Genomic DNA, 17,690 nt, shown 5'->3' with positions numbered 1-17,690 from the left:
TTGTGTTCGCAACCGACAAGGGCGCGGCTACGAAAGGGCTTCTGCAACGGCTCTAGGCCGCGCGTTGGACGCCGCCTTCAAGGCCCCCTTTGCGATCAGATAGGCGGAGCCGCCAGCAAGCACGATCGTCGTGGCGACGCTCGCTTCCGGGCCGAACGCCCCACCGGTAAGCCACCACGGTGCGCCTGAGACCGGCGCCAAACCCACCACGATCGGTGCGATGGCGACCTTCTGGCCGCTGACCTCCAGTCCAAAACCCGTACCAAGCAGGGCGTTCCAGGCCGTGTGGAAGGCGCACACGCCCCACAATGATCCTTCCTTGACGGCGTAGAGGCTAAGAAAGACGGCGAAAAGAAACAGGTTGAAGAGCCCGAGCACGAGCTCCTTCGAGGGATCGATATTGCTCGCATGGAGCAGAGCAAAAAAGCCGGCATTGAGAAGAACGGCGACGATCAATCCGTGCCTGGATGCAACCAAGGGCATCAGCCAGCCACGCAACATGGTTTCTTCGGCCGCTCCCTGGATCACATACCCGGCGAACAAGGCCAGAAACGGCGTCAGAACGGCCGGCGCCAGCAAGCCCAAGGACAAATTCCCGGCGGCCTTGTAACCCCCCGCGGCGAAAATGACGCCGACGACGGCGCCGAGGCAAAGCCCTCCGACGACCAGCCCGCGCAAATAGGCGCCGGCTATTTTGCCGTTAAATCCTAAGGCCGCCGGTGATCTGCGCTCGAACAGCAACGCCCAGGCAACGATGAGAAGTATGGTAACGCCTCCGCCGGCCAGGTAGATAGCCAGTGGCTGCCATTGCGTATCAAGGTCCGCCTTGTGATACCCCAGGGGCTTCAAGATGGCGAAGATGGTCGTCAGTTGTCCGACCAAAAAGAAAACGACGATCAGGATCAGCGCTGCGGCGGTCCACGTACGCCGACTTTTGGCGGTGCGCGGCGCAAAAATCTCTACTCCACTCATAAGCCCCCTCCGACTGCCTCAAGACATAAATTCACATGCCACGCGCGCATATATTGAGAGATGCGCAGATCGTTCTTGGCACATGCTGTAGAGGCGCCGGGGTCAGCGCTCGGATGCAGTAATTTTCATTAATTGTTTGTAAGAACAGTCATTCGCCGCCGCGAGCAAGTTTCGGCCTGGGTGAACACACGCCCTTGCGGCCGACAGAGGGGGTCCCGCCACAAGGTTGACCGAAACAGACACTCGCTCGCGACGCTGATTTGACCGCCCGAACAGGCGGCGGACCAACTTCGGTTCACGACCCGTTGCGGACATTGTTAAGAGCCGTGGCGCCTAAGGTGGAGCTTCGAGCTTCTCCGCTTTGCGTGGCGCTTGGTAGGCACCAATCTAGGGCAGTTTAGATGGCACATCATGCGCTCACGGCGTCGCTCCGGCTGGTTCATGCTCCTCTGTCCAACCAGGATGCCGACATCCTTCGGAAGATCAGGACGAAGGGCGCAAAGAGCCTGAAAGAACGGCTTGGCGACGCGTCAATTTACATGATCGCGCAGCGGCGTGAGATCTTCTTCGACAAGCTCAATTTCGACGAAGATGAAGGGATTTGCAGCTTCGATCTCGTCATGGGTGATAAGCGCCTATCTGGTCGAGTGAATGTCTGGTTCCTGTCAGATCGATATGGCGATCCGGATTGCGCTTCCCTAGGCTTCAACGGCGGCAGTAAGACGATCTACGTCCTTGACATCGATGAGCGTGGAACGAGGAAGGCCGTGTGGGGCGCGAGCCCTGACGCTCTGCTATACCAACACTGGCGCAAAGAGCCGGGGATCGAAATTGACGGCGATGTGAGGTCGTTTTCGACCTACAGTTTACTCTACATCGGAATGTCGGAGGACGGCGCTTACAATCGGCTTATCAAGGCGCCCCATCACGCGCGCGTTGGCATTCTGAGCAACGAATATCAAATGAGAGCGGAAGCGCGGCTTACCGACGAAGTCTACTTCTTCCTCTTCGAGATCGATCCGCTTCAGGTGCGTTCGTGGGGACCTGATGACGAGATATCCGAAGAGTTTTTTGAGCGGATGGCGAAGGGTGACACGGGCGTGCCCAAAGCCAATCTGACTAGCGACGTTGAGAAGGCATTCATACGTATGCTGGACACGAAATATAACGACGTAAAATACTCCAATTATCCGCACGTGGCTGGAGGCCTTGCGAACCTGGGTATCGACAGCTACGCCTATGTAATTGCCGAGGATATCACCTTCGAAGTTCACGGGCAGCGGATCGATGGTGGTTTCGCCGAAGGGCTTCCGTCCTCCAACGACGCCGACTTCATCATCGTAAGCGGAGACGACGTCGCGCTGATCGATGTGTCGGAAAAGAAGGAGTTCGATTTCCCAGGGCGCGCGACTTAATCGACCAGCATCTCGGCGGGCTCATCCTCCTTCATGCTTTTCGCCACGATGATCGGGGAGCCATCGGGCAATGGCCGCTGAAGGGCCTTTGTTCATCCCGCGGGGCACGCATCGAGGCGCCGCGCTCCCGTTCGGCTGTAAGAGTGACGGGCATAGCCTTGAGTTGGGCTGCTCCGACTCCGGCATTCAGTTCGGTTGTAAGGAAGCCTCTAGCGATGTGCGGCGGCGCGGTCGATTGGTCGGCATTTACATGGCAAGCGTCCACTACCCTCGTCACCCCAGGAAGGGACGGGCTTAGAGGACCGCTCACCACCCTTAGCCAACATCAAATCCGTCCGCTTCCTGGCGGGTTGTCGGTAGCGGCGGATGTCCCCGCCACGGGGGCGGGAATGACGGGAAATGGCGAGAAGCGCTAAATCCCCTTCTTCTTCGCATAGGTCTCGAACAGCCCTGGCCAGGCGGCCACCGGCTTGCCGGCGATCGAGCGCAGGCCAAAGCCGTGCCCGCCCTCCTCGAAGACGTGCAGCTCGGCCGGGATCGCCTTGGCCTTCAGGGCGGCGAACATCATCAGGCTGTTCTCGACCGGCACGGCCTTGTCGTCGGCGGCGTGGACCAGGAACACCGGCGGCGTGCGCCCGCCCACCCCGGCCTCGGGCGAATAGGCCTGCACCGTCTCGAACGACGGGGCCGCGCCCAGCAACTGCTTGCGCGAGCCGGCGTGGGTCAGGCCGGCGGTCATGGTGATCACCGGATAGATCAGGGCCGACAGGTCCGGACGGGCCGACAGGTCGTCGGCGGCGTCGACGCGGTCATAGACCTCGGCCTCGAAGCGGGTCGTCAGGCTGGCCGCCACGTGGCCGCCGGCCGAGAAGCCCATGATGGCGATGCGGTTCTGCGCGAACTTCATCCCCGGCGCCCACGAGCGCACCAGGCGCAGGGCCCGCTGGGCGTCCTGCAGCGGCGCGTCCGGCCCCGCGCCCCAGCCGTCGCCCGGCAGGCGGTAGAGCAGCACGAAGCAGGTGTAGCCGCGATCGGCCAGCCACTGGGCGGTCTCGAAGCCTTCCTTGTCCATGACGACGCGCTCATAGCCGCCGCCGGGCATCAGGATCACCGCCGCGCCGTTGGGCTTGCGCGGACGAAACAGGCTGAGCGTCGGCCTGCGGGTGTGGGTCACGGCGCGGTCGCGCGGACCCTTGCCGTCGCTGCGCTCGGTCACCGTCTCCTGGGCGGTCACGCCCTGCGAGCCCGGCGGATCGCTGGGCCACAGCGGCCGCACCTCGCTCGGCTCGGGAACGGCCGGCTTGCGGGCCGCGCTGGCCATGCTCGCGGTCGACAGGGCGGTGATCCCCGCCAGCAGGGCGAAGGCGCCCCGACGGTTCAGTTGCGGCATGACGTTTCTCCCGAACTCTACTGTTTGGCCGGACCTTAGAGCGTCCGGTAACCGGTGGACAAGATCAGCGGCTCACGCTCGGCAGACTTCCGCCGAACCTCAGGTGATGCAGCACGATCCCGCTGGTCGTCGCCACGTTCAGCGAGTCGAACCCGCCCGCCATCGGAATGCCGATCCCTTCCGACCGCTTGATGACATCCGCCGACAGCCCCGGCCCCTCCGTCCCCAGCAGCACAGCCGCCCGGGCCGGCGGATCGAGTTCAGCCAGCGTGCGCCCCGCCGACGGCGTCAGGGCCAGCGGCGTGAAGCCGGCCCCGGCCAGCAAGTCCACAGCGTCCTCGCCCTTGCCGATATGGGCCGTCGGCACGCTCAGCGTCGCCCCCACCGAGACGCGGATGGCCTTGCGGTAGAAGGGATCGCAGCAGTCGGCGTCCAGCAGCACGGCGTCGGCCCCGAAGGCGGCGGCGTTGCGGAAGATGCCGCCGAGGTTGTCGTGGTTGGCGATGCCGAACAGCGCCACCACCACCGCCCGCTCCGGCAGGCGCGCCAGCAGGTCGGCGGCCCGCGTCGCCTGCGGCTTGCGCCCCACGGCCAGCACCCCGCGATGCAGGTGGAAGCCGGCCACGGCGTCCAGCACCGCCTGCTCGACCAGATAGACGGGCGTCTCGTCCGCCAGGCCGTCGAACACCTCGGCGAGCTTGTCGCGCCGCTTGGGGTCGATCAGCAGCGACTCCACCCGCTCGGGCGCATCGCGCACGAAGGCCCGCAGCACTGTCTCGCCCTCGGCTATGAACCGCCCTTCCCGGCCCACCAGGTCGCGCTCGCGAATGTCGCGATAGGCGGCCAGGCGCGGGTCGGCGGGGTCGGCGATGGTGACGAACTGCGGCACGGCGGATCCGAAGGAAGACTACCGCACGCCCCGTATCGGAAGGATCGCCAGACCGCCAGCCGCCGCGAGCCCCGCCGCCACCAGGAACAGCGAATGATAGTCCATGCGGCTGGGCCCCAGGAACCACACCGCCAGCACCGGGGCCAGCGCCTGGGGCAGCGTGTTGGCCAGGTTGATCACCCCCAGGTCCTTGCCGGCGTCGGCCTGCGAGGGCAGCACCTGGCTGACCAGCGCGATGTCGACGGCGTAGTAGCAGCCCGCCCCGCAGCCGAAGACCACGAACCCCATCAGCACCACCGGCCAGCCCGGCACCAGCGAGAAGGTCAGCATCGCGGTGGCCAGGATCATCGCCGCCCCGGCCGCGAACAGCTTCCGCCGTCCCAGCCGGTCGCTCAGCATGCCGAAGATCATCGCGCAGCAGACATTGGCGACGGTCGCCACGGTGGTCAGCAGGGCCAGCCCTTGCTCGGCCCGCTGGCCCGGAAACAGGGTCGGATACCGCAGCGCGTCCTGCAGGTAGTAGAGCATGTAGCACTGGGTCAGGGTGATCGCGACCAGCACCATGAACCGGCTAACCCAGGCCAGGGCGAAGTCGGGATGCTTGCGCGGATCGACCCACAGCCCCTTGAGAAAGCCGACCAGGCTGAAGCGCTCGGCGTCGTCGGCCGTGATCGGCGTGTCCTTCAGGCGCAATGCAAAGGGCGCGATGGCCAGGGCCAGCACCACGCCGATCGCCAGGTAGCGCGAACCTTCCGAGGTCAGGAGGCCGCCGACCAGCACCGCCCCCGCCACCGCCCCGATCGGATGGCCCAGGCTCAGGAACGCTGCCACCCTGCCCTTCTGGGCGTCGGGCACCCGGTCGGGCAGCAGCGCCAGCAGCGCCGCGAACATCATGTTGAAGGCCAGCTGGAAGCCGATGACGCCGAGGATCAGCTCGAAACGGCTGTCGGCCAGCATGATCGCCACGTACGAGGCCAGGGTGCCCACCAGGCCGATCAGCAGCCACGGCCGCCGCCGGCCAAAGCGCGAGGTCGTCCGATCGCTGATCGCGCCGGCCAGCAGGTTGGCGACGCTGGCGATCAGCGCGCCCCAAAACGCCGTCTGGCTCAGCACCAGCGCCTTCTGGGCCGGATCGAGCGCGGCCGCCTTCAGCGGCAGCAGCACCTGGATCAGCGGCATGAAGCTGACGAAGGCGCCCATCTGGGCGAAGGTGAAGGCGGCGATGAAACTCGGCCGGACCGGTTCGACCGGCCGGCTTGCGCCGCGATGCGACATGACTGCTCCCTGTGACCGACGCGGTCTTGCCGCCGCGTTCGCCTGCCCGGCGACCTTCGCCGCGCCGTTGCGGCCCGGCAAGAGGCGCCGGCGCCCCTCCTCCAGTTTTTTCGTAAGCTCCGGGGTCGCGTTCGGTACGCCAAATGTTCTAGGCTGGTCAGAACGGTTGAGTCCAAGCGGCCCGACCAAACGACAGTTCAGTCGTGCTTAGCGGGGGAAGCGGCAAACCGATGGCGTCGGTGACCATCTACGACGTGGCGGCGCGCGCCGAGGTTTCGATCAAGACCGTCTCGCGGGTCATGAACAACGAGCCCAACGTGCGGCCGGTCATGCGCGAGCGCGTGCTCGAGGCCGCCCAGGCCCTGGGCTACAGCCCCAACCTCTCGGCCCGCAGCCTGGCCGGCTCCAAGAGCTTCGTCATCGCCGTCTTCGTCGACGCGGCCCTGACCATCGACCACTGGCGCAGCGAGCGCGGCGCCGACTACCTCTCGCGCATCCAGCTGGGCGCCACGCTCCAGTGCCGCGACGCCGGCTACCACCTGCTGGTCGAGCTGATCGACCACGAGGCCCCGCAGATCCGCCAGGAGGTCGGCGCCCTGCTGGCCGCCCTCAAGCCCGATGGCGTGATCCTCACCCCGCCCAGCTCCGACAACGAGATCGTGCTGGAACTCCTCAACAAGTCCGGCACGCCCTATGTCCGCCTCGGCCCGGAAGAGACCGACGGCCCCGGCCCGCGCGTGCACATGGACAATTTCGCCGCCGCCCGCGACGTCACCGAGCACCTGGCCGGCCTTGGCCACAAGCGCATCGGCTTCGTGGTCGGCGAGCCCCGCCACGGCGCCAGCCAGGCCCGCCGGGCCGGCTACATGGCCGCCATGGAGGCCCGCGGCCTCTCCGTCGACGCCGCCTGGGTCAAGCAGGGCGACTTCACCTTCCAGTCAGGCCATGACGCCGCCAAGGCCCTCCTGGCCCTGCCCGACCGCCCGACGGCGATCTTCGCCTCCAACGACGACATGGCCCTGGGCGTCCTGGCCGCCGCCGCCGAGGCCGGCGTCCTCGTCCCCGGCGAAGTCTCCGTCGCCGGCTTCGACGACAGCCCCAGCGCCCGCTTCTCCCGCCCCCAACTCACCACCGTCCGCCAACCCGTCGCCGAAATGGCCGAACTGGCCACGCGCCTGCTGATCAAGGGCCAGGTCAAGGGCGGCGCGGCGGGAGCGATGGCCGCGCCGATCGACGAACTGCTGCCGTTCGAACTGATCCACCGGGCGTCCACGGCTCCGCCGCCGGTGGGGTGAGGGGATTTGCGCCAGGAGCTGCCTTTGGGCTGGCTCCGGAAACACGACAATCAAGCGATCAGGCACGATCGTCATATGCTTGGCGATTGTCGTGAATGGTCGCCAGATTCTCGCTCGCCCATTGGGGCAAAGGTCTGACTGTTTCTGACAGGGATAGGCCCAGGTCCGTCAACGCGTATTCGACCTGGGGCGTCGCTGGCGTGACAGTGCGCAGGACCATGCCGTCCCGCTCCAGGCTTTTGAGCGTTCAGGTCAGCATCAGCTGCTAGATCCCGGCGACACGCCGCTTTAGGTCGTTGAAGCGATGCGGGTGTGCGCGAAGCATGACAACCACTTGGATCGTCATTTATCCCCGATGCGACTAAGCACCTCGCTCGCGCCGCGACAATCTCAAGCCGACGGACATGTCGCGGCCACATCCATAGGACTATGCGGATGATAGCATACAGTTAATAGCTGCATATAAAAAAGCGGCCCGAAATAGTATCGGGCCGCTCTTCCTTAGTTCTTGATGACGCTCATTCCGTACCTAGCCCCACGGGGGGCCTGAAGGACTACGTTCCAATGTCCGTCATGAGGGACGGGGATTTGGGCGGGGAGGTATCGATAGCCCCCTCCATAGTACGTTGCCCGTCCTCCGCGCCGATAAGCGCTGAAGTTCACATCATCCATCACCAGCACGTCGCACTGGTGGGTGCAGTCCACAACGACGACGTCGCCACCGTGCAGATATTCGCGAGAATGCATCATGCCCCACCTACCGCTTCTTGGTGCCGTAGGGGCTTTGGTTGGTGGGCTTCAGCGACAGGCCGATGTCCGACGCGTGGCTCTGGATCGCGGCCGGGGTGCGGCCCAGATGGAGCCCAATCACGCGGGTAGGCGTGTTCTGGCTAGCTTCGCGGCGTAGCGCCGCATCTTGCTTGGCATCCCACGGCTTGCCGTGGTTTGAGGGAGGCTTGGCCACAGGTTCACTCCTATAGTGGCATTTGGCCGAGCTTGACTCCCTATCTACGAGGACCCATGGTCCGCGCTGTCTACAAGACAGGTATCCGCTGCTCGTCCGAGGTTTGCGGAATTCCTAGAACTCCGAGGCCGCCATGGACTCCACTCCGTGGCGGCTTCATCATTCTAGGGTCAGTCAATCATAAAACTTACTCCAGGCTCTTTGGTGCTTACGCCGCACCGAAGAAAGAAAATCACGCTGCGGCAAGCGCCTTACGGACAGCTTCAGGCTCCTTGTCGATTACCGTCAGCAAAACTCGGGATGGTCCGGGCGGAACACGAGTTCCCTGCTCCCAATTACGGATAGTAGAGAGGCTAAACCCGAATTGCAGCGCGAACTCCTGCTGCGTGAGGCCAAGCTTATGACGGATAGATTGCACATTGATATTGTCAGGGACCCTGACTTTACGTTCACGAACCCCAACCATACCTCCCTGGGCGTGCGCGATAGCATCACGCAAGCCGTCTGCAATTTTGCTTGGGTTACTCATATCCAGTCTCCGTTGCTCCTTTCTACGCTGCGCCTGTGTGCGCAGCGTCATTAGCAGCCCACTTGATCGCATAAGCGTTGACCAGTTCGTCAACCAATTCTCGGATCAAGCTCCTGTGCGCCGGATTCAAATTCATCCGCTCCCCCTTCTTGTACAGCGCCAGTAGATAAACTGGCGCATTCAAGTCACGGAAATAGTAGATGATCCTAACGCGTCCCTTTTCACCTTGCGACTTGGCAGGAAGAGAAAGAAGGCGAACGCCATTCGTATCAGGAATGACTTCACCCACTGCCGGGTCGAGGGAGATTAGCTGAATCAAGGCATCCCACTCGTGGTCGGTGAGCGCATCTTTGGCTGCCTTCGTGAAACCCTTCACCTCGGCGACCGTGATCCAATATTGATCCGCGTTGAACATCATCCATCCCTTCAGGGCGGTTAGAAACCGAGGCCTGATTTCCCGTAACGGCCTCAGAATAACTCAATGAAGTAGTCCGTCAATGGAGTAGGTAGACGGCGAACGATATTTCCAGTCCCAAGTAGGCGAAGCTGGAAAGGTGTGGCGGGGACCGGTCCCCGCCACATTGATCATCTGTTGCGGCTAGCAGCGCGGGAGAGCGAGGAGGTTGTTGGGCCCTACGCCATCAGCGACCGTCTTCAGGTACTTCCGCCCGTTGGCCAGCTTAGCAACCACCACGTCGGTCGCCCGACCACCGGCGCAGGTCCAGAACTCGTTGGCTCCAGCCTCGATTTTGCGGATGGCGTCGTCGATCAGGTAGCGGAATCCGGAGCCCCCGATACCATCGATGCGCTGATCGGAGTCGGAGCCGTCCGGGGTAATGCAGGTGACTTGATATCGAAGTGCCATGTTCAAAAAACCCATCAATTTCGGTTGCGAAATTTGATGGCTTTGCGAACTGAAATGACGATTTCGGAGTTGCCAAGCGCGCACACGGCGACATAGCTTCCCGCTATCGTCGGTTCACAAAGCCGATGGTGCCAGGAGTGGAGGGGTCGCCTAAGTTTTGCCGACCGAGGGAATGACCTCTCCTCTCCGATCCAAGACCCGAGCGCATCGCGCCTCTCATGGTCCCAGCCTTCTTCCCTAAAATCATCGTCGTGGCGGTTAGCCGGTGGGCCTCATCTGTTAGCAGTGCCTAGCGCACCATCACTATTGGCACGCTGACGCGTCTTCCCCCTTCGTACAAGCCGCTAGGGATAGTGGCCAACATGGTTATCCACAACATATGTAGCGATTTAGGGGATAAAAAGCTGGCCCCAAATCTCGACTCGCAAAAAGGTTTAGGGCGACTCTGTGCAAGTATCGGGCACTTGGTAATTAATACTTTCTTAGGCGCACCCATGCCGGAGAACGCATGCTTTGAACCGCAAGAAGCGCGGTGATTCTTGCCTTCCAAGTGCGTGAGTCGTGATTTTTAATCGGCGAGTTCACTGATAAGTAGAGTTAATGCAACTCGTGGCAGCGATCGAGCGCCTTCCTGAGTTTGCTACCTAATATCGTAAGTTCCCGGCACTGGATGAAGCTCTATCGGGGCCGGAGCAACACGGGGATAAGAACCGGTAGGAGAATGACAGCAGCTCGCTATTGGTAGAGCCAACGGCACAAAGGGACCTTTCCAAGGTCGGAAAGGAACAGGTTTCCCGGTCGCGGCCCGATATCGTGGCCGCTGCCCGGCAGCAGACCTTCCCAAGGTCGCCTATGAGTCACAACAAGCCGTTCGGATCTCGGATCACGGCAAACGGGCGTGACCCAAAGAAAAAAGGCGCGGCCCACAGCCGCGCCCCTCTCAAAACCTCTGCAGTCTAGAACCGCCCTCACCGCCCCGGTCGGGCGAACGCCGCGACCTTGGCTCTCGCCGCGTGCACCGGGTGCTCCGGCTCGGCGTAGCGCTGCGTCGGCGCGGCGTGCGTCCCGATCCTGAAGCCGCCGACGTGGTTGGCCAGGTCCGCCGCTTCGGCCCGCAGCGCCCGGGTGGCGTCCGTCGAGCGTTGGGCCATGGCGGTGTTGCGCTGGGTGACCTGGTCGAGCTGGCCGACGGCGCTGTTGACCTCGTTGAGGGCCGTGGCCTGTTCGTTGGCCGAGGCGGCGATCTCGTTGACCAGGCTGTCGATGGCGCCGACCTTGTCGACGATGCCGCGCAGGGCGTCGCCCGTCTGGCGGACCAGCTCGACGCCCTCGCCCACCTGGCGGCTGGAGTCGGAGATCAGGCTCTTGATCTCCTTGGCGGCATCGGCCGAGCGCTGCGCGAGCGCGCGGACTTCCTGGGCCACGACCGCGAAGCCCTTGCCCGCGTCGCCGGCCCGGGCGGCCTCGACGCCGGCGTTGAGGGCCAGGAGGTTGGTCTGGAAGGCGATTTCGTCGATCACGCCCAGGATGTGGTTGACTTGGTTGGACGAGCTTTCGATCTGGCTCATGGCCTCGGCGGCGCGGGTGACCACGGCGCCCGAGCGCTGGGCCTCGGTGGCGGCCTCGCCGACGCGCGTGGAGACCTCGCGGGCGCTCTGGGCGGTCTTGGCGACGGTCGAGGTCAGCTGTTCGACGGCGGCGGCGGTCTGTTCCAGGGTGGCGGCCTGCTGCTCGCTGCGCAGGGCCAGGTCGTCGGCGGCCGAGGCGATCTCGTCGGCGCCCGAGCGGATGCCGCGGGTGGCGCGGTCTACCGCGCCCATCGCTTCCGCAAGAGCGGCGGCGGCCTGGTCGAAGTCGGACTTCAGGCTGACGAACTCGGGCGACAGGGCGCCGTCGACGCGGGCCGAAAGATCGCCGGCGGCCAGACGCGACAGGGCGTCACCGACCGCGCGCACGGCGTCGGCCTGACGCTGCTCGGCGCTGGCGCGCTCGGCCTCCAGCTGGTCGCGCTCGTCCTGCAGCAGTTCCAGATAGGTCGAGATCGCCAGGTCCATGTCGAGCATGACGGCCTTGCTCAGGGCCACCAGGCCGTCGGCCAGCTCGGCGTCGTTCTTGGCGCTGGCGAACAGGCCCTTGGCGCGCTTTTCGACCATGGCGCGGATCAGCTTCTCGGCCACCAGGGCGTAGCCGCCGATGTACCAGCGCGGCTCCAGGCCGATGACGGCGTGGGCCTTGCCGATGCGGGCGACGTCCTGCTGGTAGTCGGCGCCGTATTCGGCGGTCGCCAGACGGCGCCAGTGCGAGGACTGGCGGGTCTGGGCGCTGCCGATGTGCGCTTCGTTGGAGAACATCCTGCGGGTCTCGGGGAAGGCCCGGACCTGGCTGTAGAAGGCGTCGAGCGCCCCGTTAATCTCGGCGTCGATCAGCGGCTTGGCCGCGCGCAGGGCGGCGCGGTCCTTGTGGTCGAACCGCATGAAGCTCATGCGCTGGTCGAGCTGGTTCTGCGCGCTCATGCCGTCACCCCGAGTCACTGAAAATCCTGGTCAGGAGAGCCGTGACGGCAATTCATTAACCAAGATTGAAACCCGGGCGGTCCAGCCGCAAATGACCGCCTGTCGAGCCGTTAAAGCTTGCGCGGGGTGTGGCGGAAGGTCGCTTTTCGGGCCAGTTTCCGGGCCGGCGCTCACGCCATCCAGAGATAGCGCCAGGTCTCCGAGATCGGGGTGTCGCCGCGCACCAGACGCAGGCTGAGCTCGGCCTGGCTGGCCGTCGGCTTCAGGCCGAAGGCGGCCCGCACCGTGGCCTCGCGCGGATAGGGCGTGATGTTGCTCCAGGTCGTCTGGCCGCCCTTGGCCTCGATCTGCAGGCTCACCCCGTCCAGCCCGTCGGCCAGCATCGGACCGGAAAGGTCGATGGTGAACATCCGCAGGCCCGCCTGGGCGTCGGCCCCGGTGCGGGTGCGCACCACCCTGGCCTCGCCGTCGCCCCGCCGCTCGCCGCCCCAGTGCAGGCGGTAGGAAAGATCGACGCGCGAGCCGGCCTCCCACGGGGCGTCCGGCCGCCAGAAGACGGCGATGTTGTCGTCGCTCTCCTTGCGGGTGGCCAGCTCGGCCAGCACCACCGCGCCCTTGCCCCAGGCGCCGAGCGGCTCGACCCACAGGCTGGGGCGCAGGTCGTAGCGGGCCTCCAGGTCGCCGTAGTCCTCCAGCCGCCGGGCGCGCTGCACCAGGCCAAAGCCCTTGGGGTTCTCGTCCTGGAAGTACGACAGGCGGTGGGCGGTCGGGTTGGTCAGCGGCCGCCAGATCTGCTCGCCGGTCCCGGTCAACATGGCCAGGCCGTCGCTGTCGTGCACGGCGGTGCGGAAGTCGTCGCCGCGCGGCCCGTCCGAGACGTTGAACAGGAACATGCTGCTCTGAGCGGCCACGCCCATCCTGGTCATCCGCACGCGCGGGAAGATGGTGGCGGTGACGTCGAACACCACCGACTGGCCGGGCCGGATCAGGAAGCTGTAGGCGCCGGTGCAGCTGGGGCTGTCCATCAGGGCGTGGACGGTGACGGTCTCGGCGTCGTCGGCCGGACGCTCCAGCCAGAAGCGCTCGAAGCTGGGAAATTCCTCGTTGGGCTCGCCGGCGCCGATGGCCAGGCCTCGCGAGGACAGGCCGTAGAACTGGTCGCGGCCCAGGCTGCGGAAATAGCTGGCGCCCTGGAAGACGGCGATCTCGTCTAGCTTGTCGGCCCGGTTCAGCGGCCACAGCAGGCGCAGGCCCGAGAAGCCGCCGATGGCCTTGGCCGCGCCGGCGTGCTCGCCGGGCACGTCGAACATCTCCGGATCGAACGGCACCGGCCGGGCGATCCCGTCCTGCACCTCATGGATCGGGAAGACGCGCGGATAGAGATAGGCCGGCGGAAAGAACTCGGCGCGGAACGGCGGCTGGCGATCGGCCCACAGGGCGTGCTCGGCCCTAAAGCGGATGCGGAAATAGTCGTCGTAGGACAGGCCGGCCAGGCCCTTGCTCCCGCCCGTGGCCGGGGCGCGGTAGGGCTTCTTGGCCAGGGCCTGGGCCATGTCGCGCAGGATGTCCGGCGAGAACGGCTCGCCGGCCGATCCCGTGTCGGTTTGCGCTGCGGCAAGACGGGGGAGCATGGCGACCAGAGCTCCGAGAGACAGCGCGCCGAGCGCGCCGCGACGGCTAAACGTACCGAATTCCATGCGGCCCCTTCTATGCCGCGCGCCGCTTCGGCGCTACGAACCGTACAGCGAATTAACGCGGTTTGACGGCGCCATTGCGGCGGCGCCGCATAAAGCTGCAAGACCGATCATCCGGGCCGCGCCACGATTACGACGCAACAAGCTGCGCCTTGACGCGTTTGAGCCGGCGGCGCAGTCCCTGTTAGGCTGAGTCAGCAACCTAGGGATCAGCGCGGTATATGGGCGTACGGGCGGAATTCACCCTGGAAGACAAGGACGACGGCAAGTCGGTCGTCCTGTCCGGGGACTGGACGGCGCGCGGCATGGCCGACGCGGGCCTGCGCCTTGCCGAGGCGATGAAGGGTTCGGACAAGTTCCACCTCGACCTGACCGGCATGAGCCGCTGCGACACGGCCGGCGCCTACGCCATCATCCGCGCCGCCGACGGCCGCTTGACGGCCGGGAACATCAAGGCCCGCAAGCAGACCCTGCGCCTGCTGGAACTGGTCGGCGACGCCATCCAGGTCGAGTGCCCGCCCGACAACCGCCTGCACGGCTTCGTCGCCCTGCTCGACCGCATCGGCCGCGGCCTGTTCGACCTGCTGCACGACGGCTACGGCACGCTGGTGTTCCTGGGCCACCTGCTGACGGCCATCGGCCGCTGCATCGTCAATCCGCGCAAGATCCGCTGGGCCCCGATCATCTCCCTGTCCGAGCGCGCGGGCCTGGACGCCATGCCGATCGTGGCCACCACCACCTTCTTCATCGGCGCGGTCGTCGCCCTGCTGGGCGCCAACCTCCTGACCGACTTCGGCGCCCAGGTGTTCAGCGTCGAGCTGATCGGCGTGTCGGTGCTGCGCGAGTTCAACATCCTGATCACCGCCATCCTCCTGGCCGGCCGCTCGGCCTCCAGCTTCGCGGCCGAGATCGGCTCGATGAAGATGAACCAGGAGATCGACGCCATGCAGGTGATCGGCGTCGATCCCTACGAGGCCCTGGTCCTGCCCCGCTTCGCCGCCCTGCTGCTGACCATCCCGCTGCTGACCTTCGTGGCCACCCTGGCGGGTCTGGCCGGCGGCATCGTCGTGGTCTGGGTGGTGCTCGACCTCTCGCCCAGCTTCTTCCTGCAGCGGATGACCGACTATGTCGGCGCCACCCACTTCTGGATCGGCATGTCCAAGGCCCCGGTCATGGCCATGGTCATCGCCGCCATCGGCTGCCGCCAGGGCATGGAGGTCGGCAACGACGTCGAGTCGCTGGGCCGCCGGGTCACAGCCGCCGTGGTCCACGCCATCTTCGCCATCATCCTGATCGATGCGGTCTTCGCCCTGCTCTACATGGAGCTCGACATATGACCGCCGCTCACGCTCAAGCGACCAAACCGGAAGAGGCCGCCCCGCCGATCCAGGTCGACGGCCTGGTCTCGCGCTTCGGCGACAACACCGTGCACGACAACCTCGACCTCACCGTCGAGCGCGGCGAGGTGCTGGGCGTGGTCGGCGGCTCGGGCACCGGCAAGTCGGTGCTGCTCAACAGCATCATCGGCCTGAAGGCCCCCGACGGCGGCGTCATCCGCCTGTTCGGCGAGGACATGCAGGAGGCCTCGCGCCGCAAGTGGACGGCGCTGGAGCGCCGCTGGGGCGTGCTGTTCCAGCAGGGCGCGCTGTTCTCGAACCTGACCGTGCGCGAGAACGTCGCCGCCCCGCTGTTCGAGCACACCCGCCTGCCCAAGAGCGAGATCCTCGAACTGGCCGACCTGAAGATCGCCCTGACCGGCCTGCCCGCCCGTGCCGGCTCGCTGAAGCCGGCCGAACTGTCGGGCGGCATGCGCAAGCGCGCGGGCCTGGCCCGGGCCCTGGCGCTCGATCCCGAACTGCTGTTCCTCGACGAGCCGACCGCCGGCCTCGACCCGATCGGCGCGGCGGCCTTCGACGAGCTGATCAAGGACCTGTCCGACAGCCTCGACCTGACCGTCTTCATGATCACCCACGACCTCGACAGCCTCTACGCCATCACCGACCGCGTCGCCGTCCTGGCCGACAAGCAGGTGATCGCCCAGGCCCCCGTCGAGGAGCTGGAACACTCCGACCACCCCTGGATTCAGGAATACTTCCTCGGCCCGCGCGGACGCGCGGCCGGGAAAGGCGCTACGGCGAGGAGCCGCTGATGGAAAGAAACGCCAACTACGCCCTCGTCGGCGCGGCCTGCCTGATCCTGTTCATGGGTCTGGTGGTGTTCGTGGTCTGGCTGGCCAAGCTGCAGTTCAACAAGGACTACGACCTCTACGACGTGCTGTTCGTCGGCGCGGTGCGCGGCCTGTCGGAAGGCGGCGAGGTGCACTTCAACGGCATCAAGGTCGGCGAGGTCACCAAGATCGAGCTCGACAAGGCCGACCCCAACCGCGTCATCGCCCACACCCGCCTGACCTCCGACGTGCCGGTGCGCGTCGACAGCTACGCCACGCTGGAGCCGCAGGGCATCACCGGCGTCAACTACATCCAGCTGACCGCCGGCACCTCGACCAAGCCGCTGCTGAAGGAAACGGTGAAGAAGGGCGACATCCCGATCATCCGTAGCCAGCGCAGCGCCCTCTCCGACCTGCTGGAAGGCGGCGGCACGGTGCTGACCCGCACGATCGAGGCCCTGGACCGCGTCAACCGCGTGCTCTCCGATCGCAACATCAAGACCTTCAGCGCCAGCCTGTCCGACGTCCAGTCGGTCACCGCCGAACTGCGCGAGCGCAAGGAAATCATCGCCGACGCCCAGAAGGCGCTGCAGAGCATCGACACGACGGCCCAGGAGATCGCCAACCTGTCGCGCTCGACCCAGGGCGTGGTCGACGGCGACGGCCGCAAGGCGATCAAGGACCTCGGCGCGGCCGCCGACGAGATCAAGGCGGCCGCCAAGGACGTGCGGACCATGGTCAGCAACCTGGAAGGCCCGACCAGCGACTTCGCCTCCACCGGCCTGCCGCAGCTGTCCTCGGCCATCGTCACCCTGCAGTCGGCCGCCGAGTCGCTCGACCGCCTGGTCGGCGAGGTGGAGCAGAACCCGCGCGGCCTGGTGGGCAAGGCCCCGGCCAAGGAAGTGGAGATCAAGCCGTGAGCGCATTCCGGATCAAGACCCTGGTCGCCGGCGCGGCGGCCCTCGGCCTGGCGCTCAGCCTCTCGGCCTGCATCAGCGTGTTCCCCAAGGCCAAGCCGTCCGGCATGTACCGCTTCGGAACCACGCCCCCGGCGGCGGCCAAGGGTCCGCCCGGCGCGATGTTCGGCGTGCTCAAGGCCCCCACGGTCTTCACCCGCCCTTCGGCCGGCGACCGCATCCTGACCACCAGCCCCGGCGGCGAGGCGGCCTATGTCGCCGACGCCCGCTGGATCGCCCCGGCCAGCGTGCAGTTCGACGAGGCGATCGCCCGGGCCTTCGACGCCGATCCCGGCCGCGCCCGCCTGATCGGCCGCGGCGAGGTGGCCAAGGCCCAGATGGTGGTCCGGCTCGAGGTCCGCGCCTTCGAGGCCGCCTATGTGAACGGCCCCAAGGCCCCCCCCGAAATCGTCGTCCAGGTGCGCGGCGTCATCAACCGCACCGGCGACCGCGCCCTGGTCGGCGACCAGCTGTTCGAAGCCAGGGTGAAAGCCTCCGACAACCGCGTCGGCGCCATCGTCGCCGCCTTCGACCAGGCCAACGCGAAAGTCATCGGCGACATCGTCGGCTGGATCAACGCGGCGGGCGCGGGTTTGCCGGCGGAATAGGGATCCTCCCCCTCTGGGGGAGGTGTCGCGGAGCGACGGAGGGGGGCCGTTTTCAGCTTCTGAAGCGCTAACCGCCCTCCCCCGTAAAATCCCCGCGAAAGCGGAACAACTGATCCCTCTCCCCTTGCGGGAGAGGGTGGCCTGCGAAGCAGGTCGGG

General features: G+C 65.8%; 17 protein-coding genes. 6 read left to right on the top strand and 11 right to left on the bottom strand.

The window, feature by feature from the left end:
- Window positions 1-27 precede the first annotated feature (27 nt).
- The gene (locus AC1RRS_RS15290; protein ID WP_492855881.1) at window positions 28-972 is read right to left on the bottom strand and encodes a CPBP family intramembrane glutamic endopeptidase; all 945 of its coding nucleotides are present in this window, start codon (window positions 970-972) and stop codon (window positions 28-30) included.
- Window positions 973-1,373: 401 nt separating this feature from the next.
- Between AC1RRS_RS15290 and AC1RRS_RS15285 the strand changes: the two genes are divergently transcribed.
- Window positions 1,374-2,387: a hypothetical protein gene (locus AC1RRS_RS15285; RefSeq protein ID WP_492855880.1), complete on the top strand. Its 1,014-nt coding sequence runs from the start codon at window positions 1,374-1,376 to the stop codon at window positions 2,385-2,387.
- A gap of 412 nt (window positions 2,388-2,799) precedes the next feature.
- Here AC1RRS_RS15285 and AC1RRS_RS15280 read toward each other — a convergent pair whose 3' ends face one another.
- From AC1RRS_RS15280 to AC1RRS_RS15270, 3 genes are all read right to left on the bottom strand, one after another.
- Complete coding sequence (locus AC1RRS_RS15280; RefSeq protein WP_492855879.1) at window positions 2,800-3,777, bottom strand: alpha/beta hydrolase; 978 nt, start codon at window positions 3,775-3,777, stop codon at window positions 2,800-2,802.
- A gap of 64 nt (window positions 3,778-3,841) precedes the next feature.
- Window positions 3,842-4,666 carry a TrmH family RNA methyltransferase gene (locus AC1RRS_RS15275; protein ID WP_492855878.1) on the bottom strand — a complete coding sequence of 275 codons (825 nt, stop codon included), beginning with the start codon at window positions 4,664-4,666 and terminating at the stop codon, window positions 3,842-3,844.
- 18 nt (window positions 4,667-4,684) lie between these two features.
- Window positions 4,685-5,941, bottom strand: a complete 1,257-nt coding sequence (locus AC1RRS_RS15270) for an MFS transporter (RefSeq protein WP_492855877.1) — start codon at window positions 5,939-5,941, stop codon at window positions 4,685-4,687.
- A gap of 230 nt (window positions 5,942-6,171) precedes the next feature.
- On the opposite strand from AC1RRS_RS15270, the gene AC1RRS_RS15265 reads away from it, so the two are divergent.
- Window positions 6,172-7,236, top strand: coding sequence for a LacI family DNA-binding transcriptional regulator (locus AC1RRS_RS15265; RefSeq protein WP_487291715.1), 1,065 nt, complete (start codon window positions 6,172-6,174; stop codon window positions 7,234-7,236).
- A 58-nt stretch (window positions 7,237-7,294) separates the two neighbouring features.
- On the opposite strand, the gene AC1RRS_RS15260 is transcribed toward AC1RRS_RS15265, so the two are convergent.
- The 7 genes from AC1RRS_RS15260 to AC1RRS_RS15230 form a co-directional block, all read right to left on the bottom strand.
- A complete protein-coding gene (locus AC1RRS_RS15260; RefSeq protein WP_492856090.1) occupies window positions 7,295-7,471 on the bottom strand; it encodes a winged helix-turn-helix transcriptional regulator in 177 nt (58 codons plus the stop codon).
- Between the two features lie 266 nt (window positions 7,472-7,737).
- Window positions 7,738-7,983, bottom strand: coding sequence for a DUF1883 domain-containing protein (locus AC1RRS_RS15255; RefSeq protein ID WP_492856089.1), 246 nt, complete (start codon window positions 7,981-7,983; stop codon window positions 7,738-7,740).
- 449 nt (window positions 7,984-8,432) lie between these two features.
- A complete protein-coding gene (locus AC1RRS_RS15250; RefSeq protein WP_492856088.1) occupies window positions 8,433-8,666 on the bottom strand; it encodes a helix-turn-helix domain-containing protein in 234 nt (77 codons plus the stop codon).
- Window positions 8,667-8,751: 85 nt separating this feature from the next.
- Window positions 8,752-9,147: a hypothetical protein gene (locus AC1RRS_RS15245; RefSeq protein ID WP_492855876.1), complete on the bottom strand. Its 396-nt coding sequence runs from the start codon at window positions 9,145-9,147 to the stop codon at window positions 8,752-8,754.
- Window positions 9,148-9,327: 180 nt separating this feature from the next.
- Window positions 9,328-9,678 carry a DUF3892 domain-containing protein gene (locus AC1RRS_RS15240; RefSeq protein ID WP_492855875.1) on the bottom strand — a complete coding sequence of 117 codons (351 nt, stop codon included), beginning with the start codon at window positions 9,676-9,678 and terminating at the stop codon, window positions 9,328-9,330.
- An 884-nt stretch (window positions 9,679-10,562) separates the two neighbouring features.
- Window positions 10,563-12,107, bottom strand: a complete 1,545-nt coding sequence (locus tag AC1RRS_RS15235; protein WP_492855874.1) for a globin-coupled sensor protein — start codon at window positions 12,105-12,107, stop codon at window positions 10,563-10,565.
- 170 nt (window positions 12,108-12,277) lie between these two features.
- Complete coding sequence (locus tag AC1RRS_RS15230) at window positions 12,278-13,738, bottom strand: glucan biosynthesis protein G (RefSeq protein ID WP_492855873.1); 1,461 nt, start codon at window positions 13,736-13,738, stop codon at window positions 12,278-12,280.
- 284 nt (window positions 13,739-14,022) lie between these two features.
- Here AC1RRS_RS15230 and AC1RRS_RS15225 point away from each other — a divergent pair, with 284 nt between their 5' ends.
- The 4 genes from AC1RRS_RS15225 to AC1RRS_RS15210 are packed head-to-tail and all read left to right on the top strand — an operon-like array spanning window position 14,023 to window position 17,532.
- Window positions 14,023-15,138, top strand: coding sequence for an MlaE family ABC transporter permease (locus AC1RRS_RS15225; protein WP_492855872.1), 1,116 nt, complete (start codon window positions 14,023-14,025; stop codon window positions 15,136-15,138).
- A complete protein-coding gene (locus AC1RRS_RS15220) occupies window positions 15,135-15,950 on the top strand; it encodes an ABC transporter ATP-binding protein (RefSeq protein WP_487291709.1) in 816 nt (271 codons plus the stop codon). The genes AC1RRS_RS15225 and AC1RRS_RS15220 overlap by 4 nt, the downstream gene beginning before the upstream one ends.
- The gene (locus AC1RRS_RS15215; protein ID WP_110121203.1) at window positions 15,950-16,888 is read left to right on the top strand and encodes an MlaD family protein; all 939 of its coding nucleotides are present in this window, start codon (window positions 15,950-15,952) and stop codon (window positions 16,886-16,888) included. The genes AC1RRS_RS15220 and AC1RRS_RS15215 overlap by 1 nt, the downstream gene beginning before the upstream one ends.
- Window positions 16,885-17,532: an ABC-type transport auxiliary lipoprotein family protein gene (locus AC1RRS_RS15210; RefSeq protein WP_487291707.1), complete on the top strand. Its 648-nt coding sequence runs from the start codon at window positions 16,885-16,887 to the stop codon at window positions 17,530-17,532. The genes AC1RRS_RS15215 and AC1RRS_RS15210 overlap by 4 nt, the downstream gene beginning before the upstream one ends.
- Window positions 17,533-17,690 lie beyond the last annotated feature (158 nt).

It is taken from the genome of Caulobacter sp. GW821-FHT12A07 (assembly GCF_058807655.1).
Note: the sequence above shows the minus strand (reverse complement) of the source record. Positions and strands in the feature narration are given on the sequence as shown.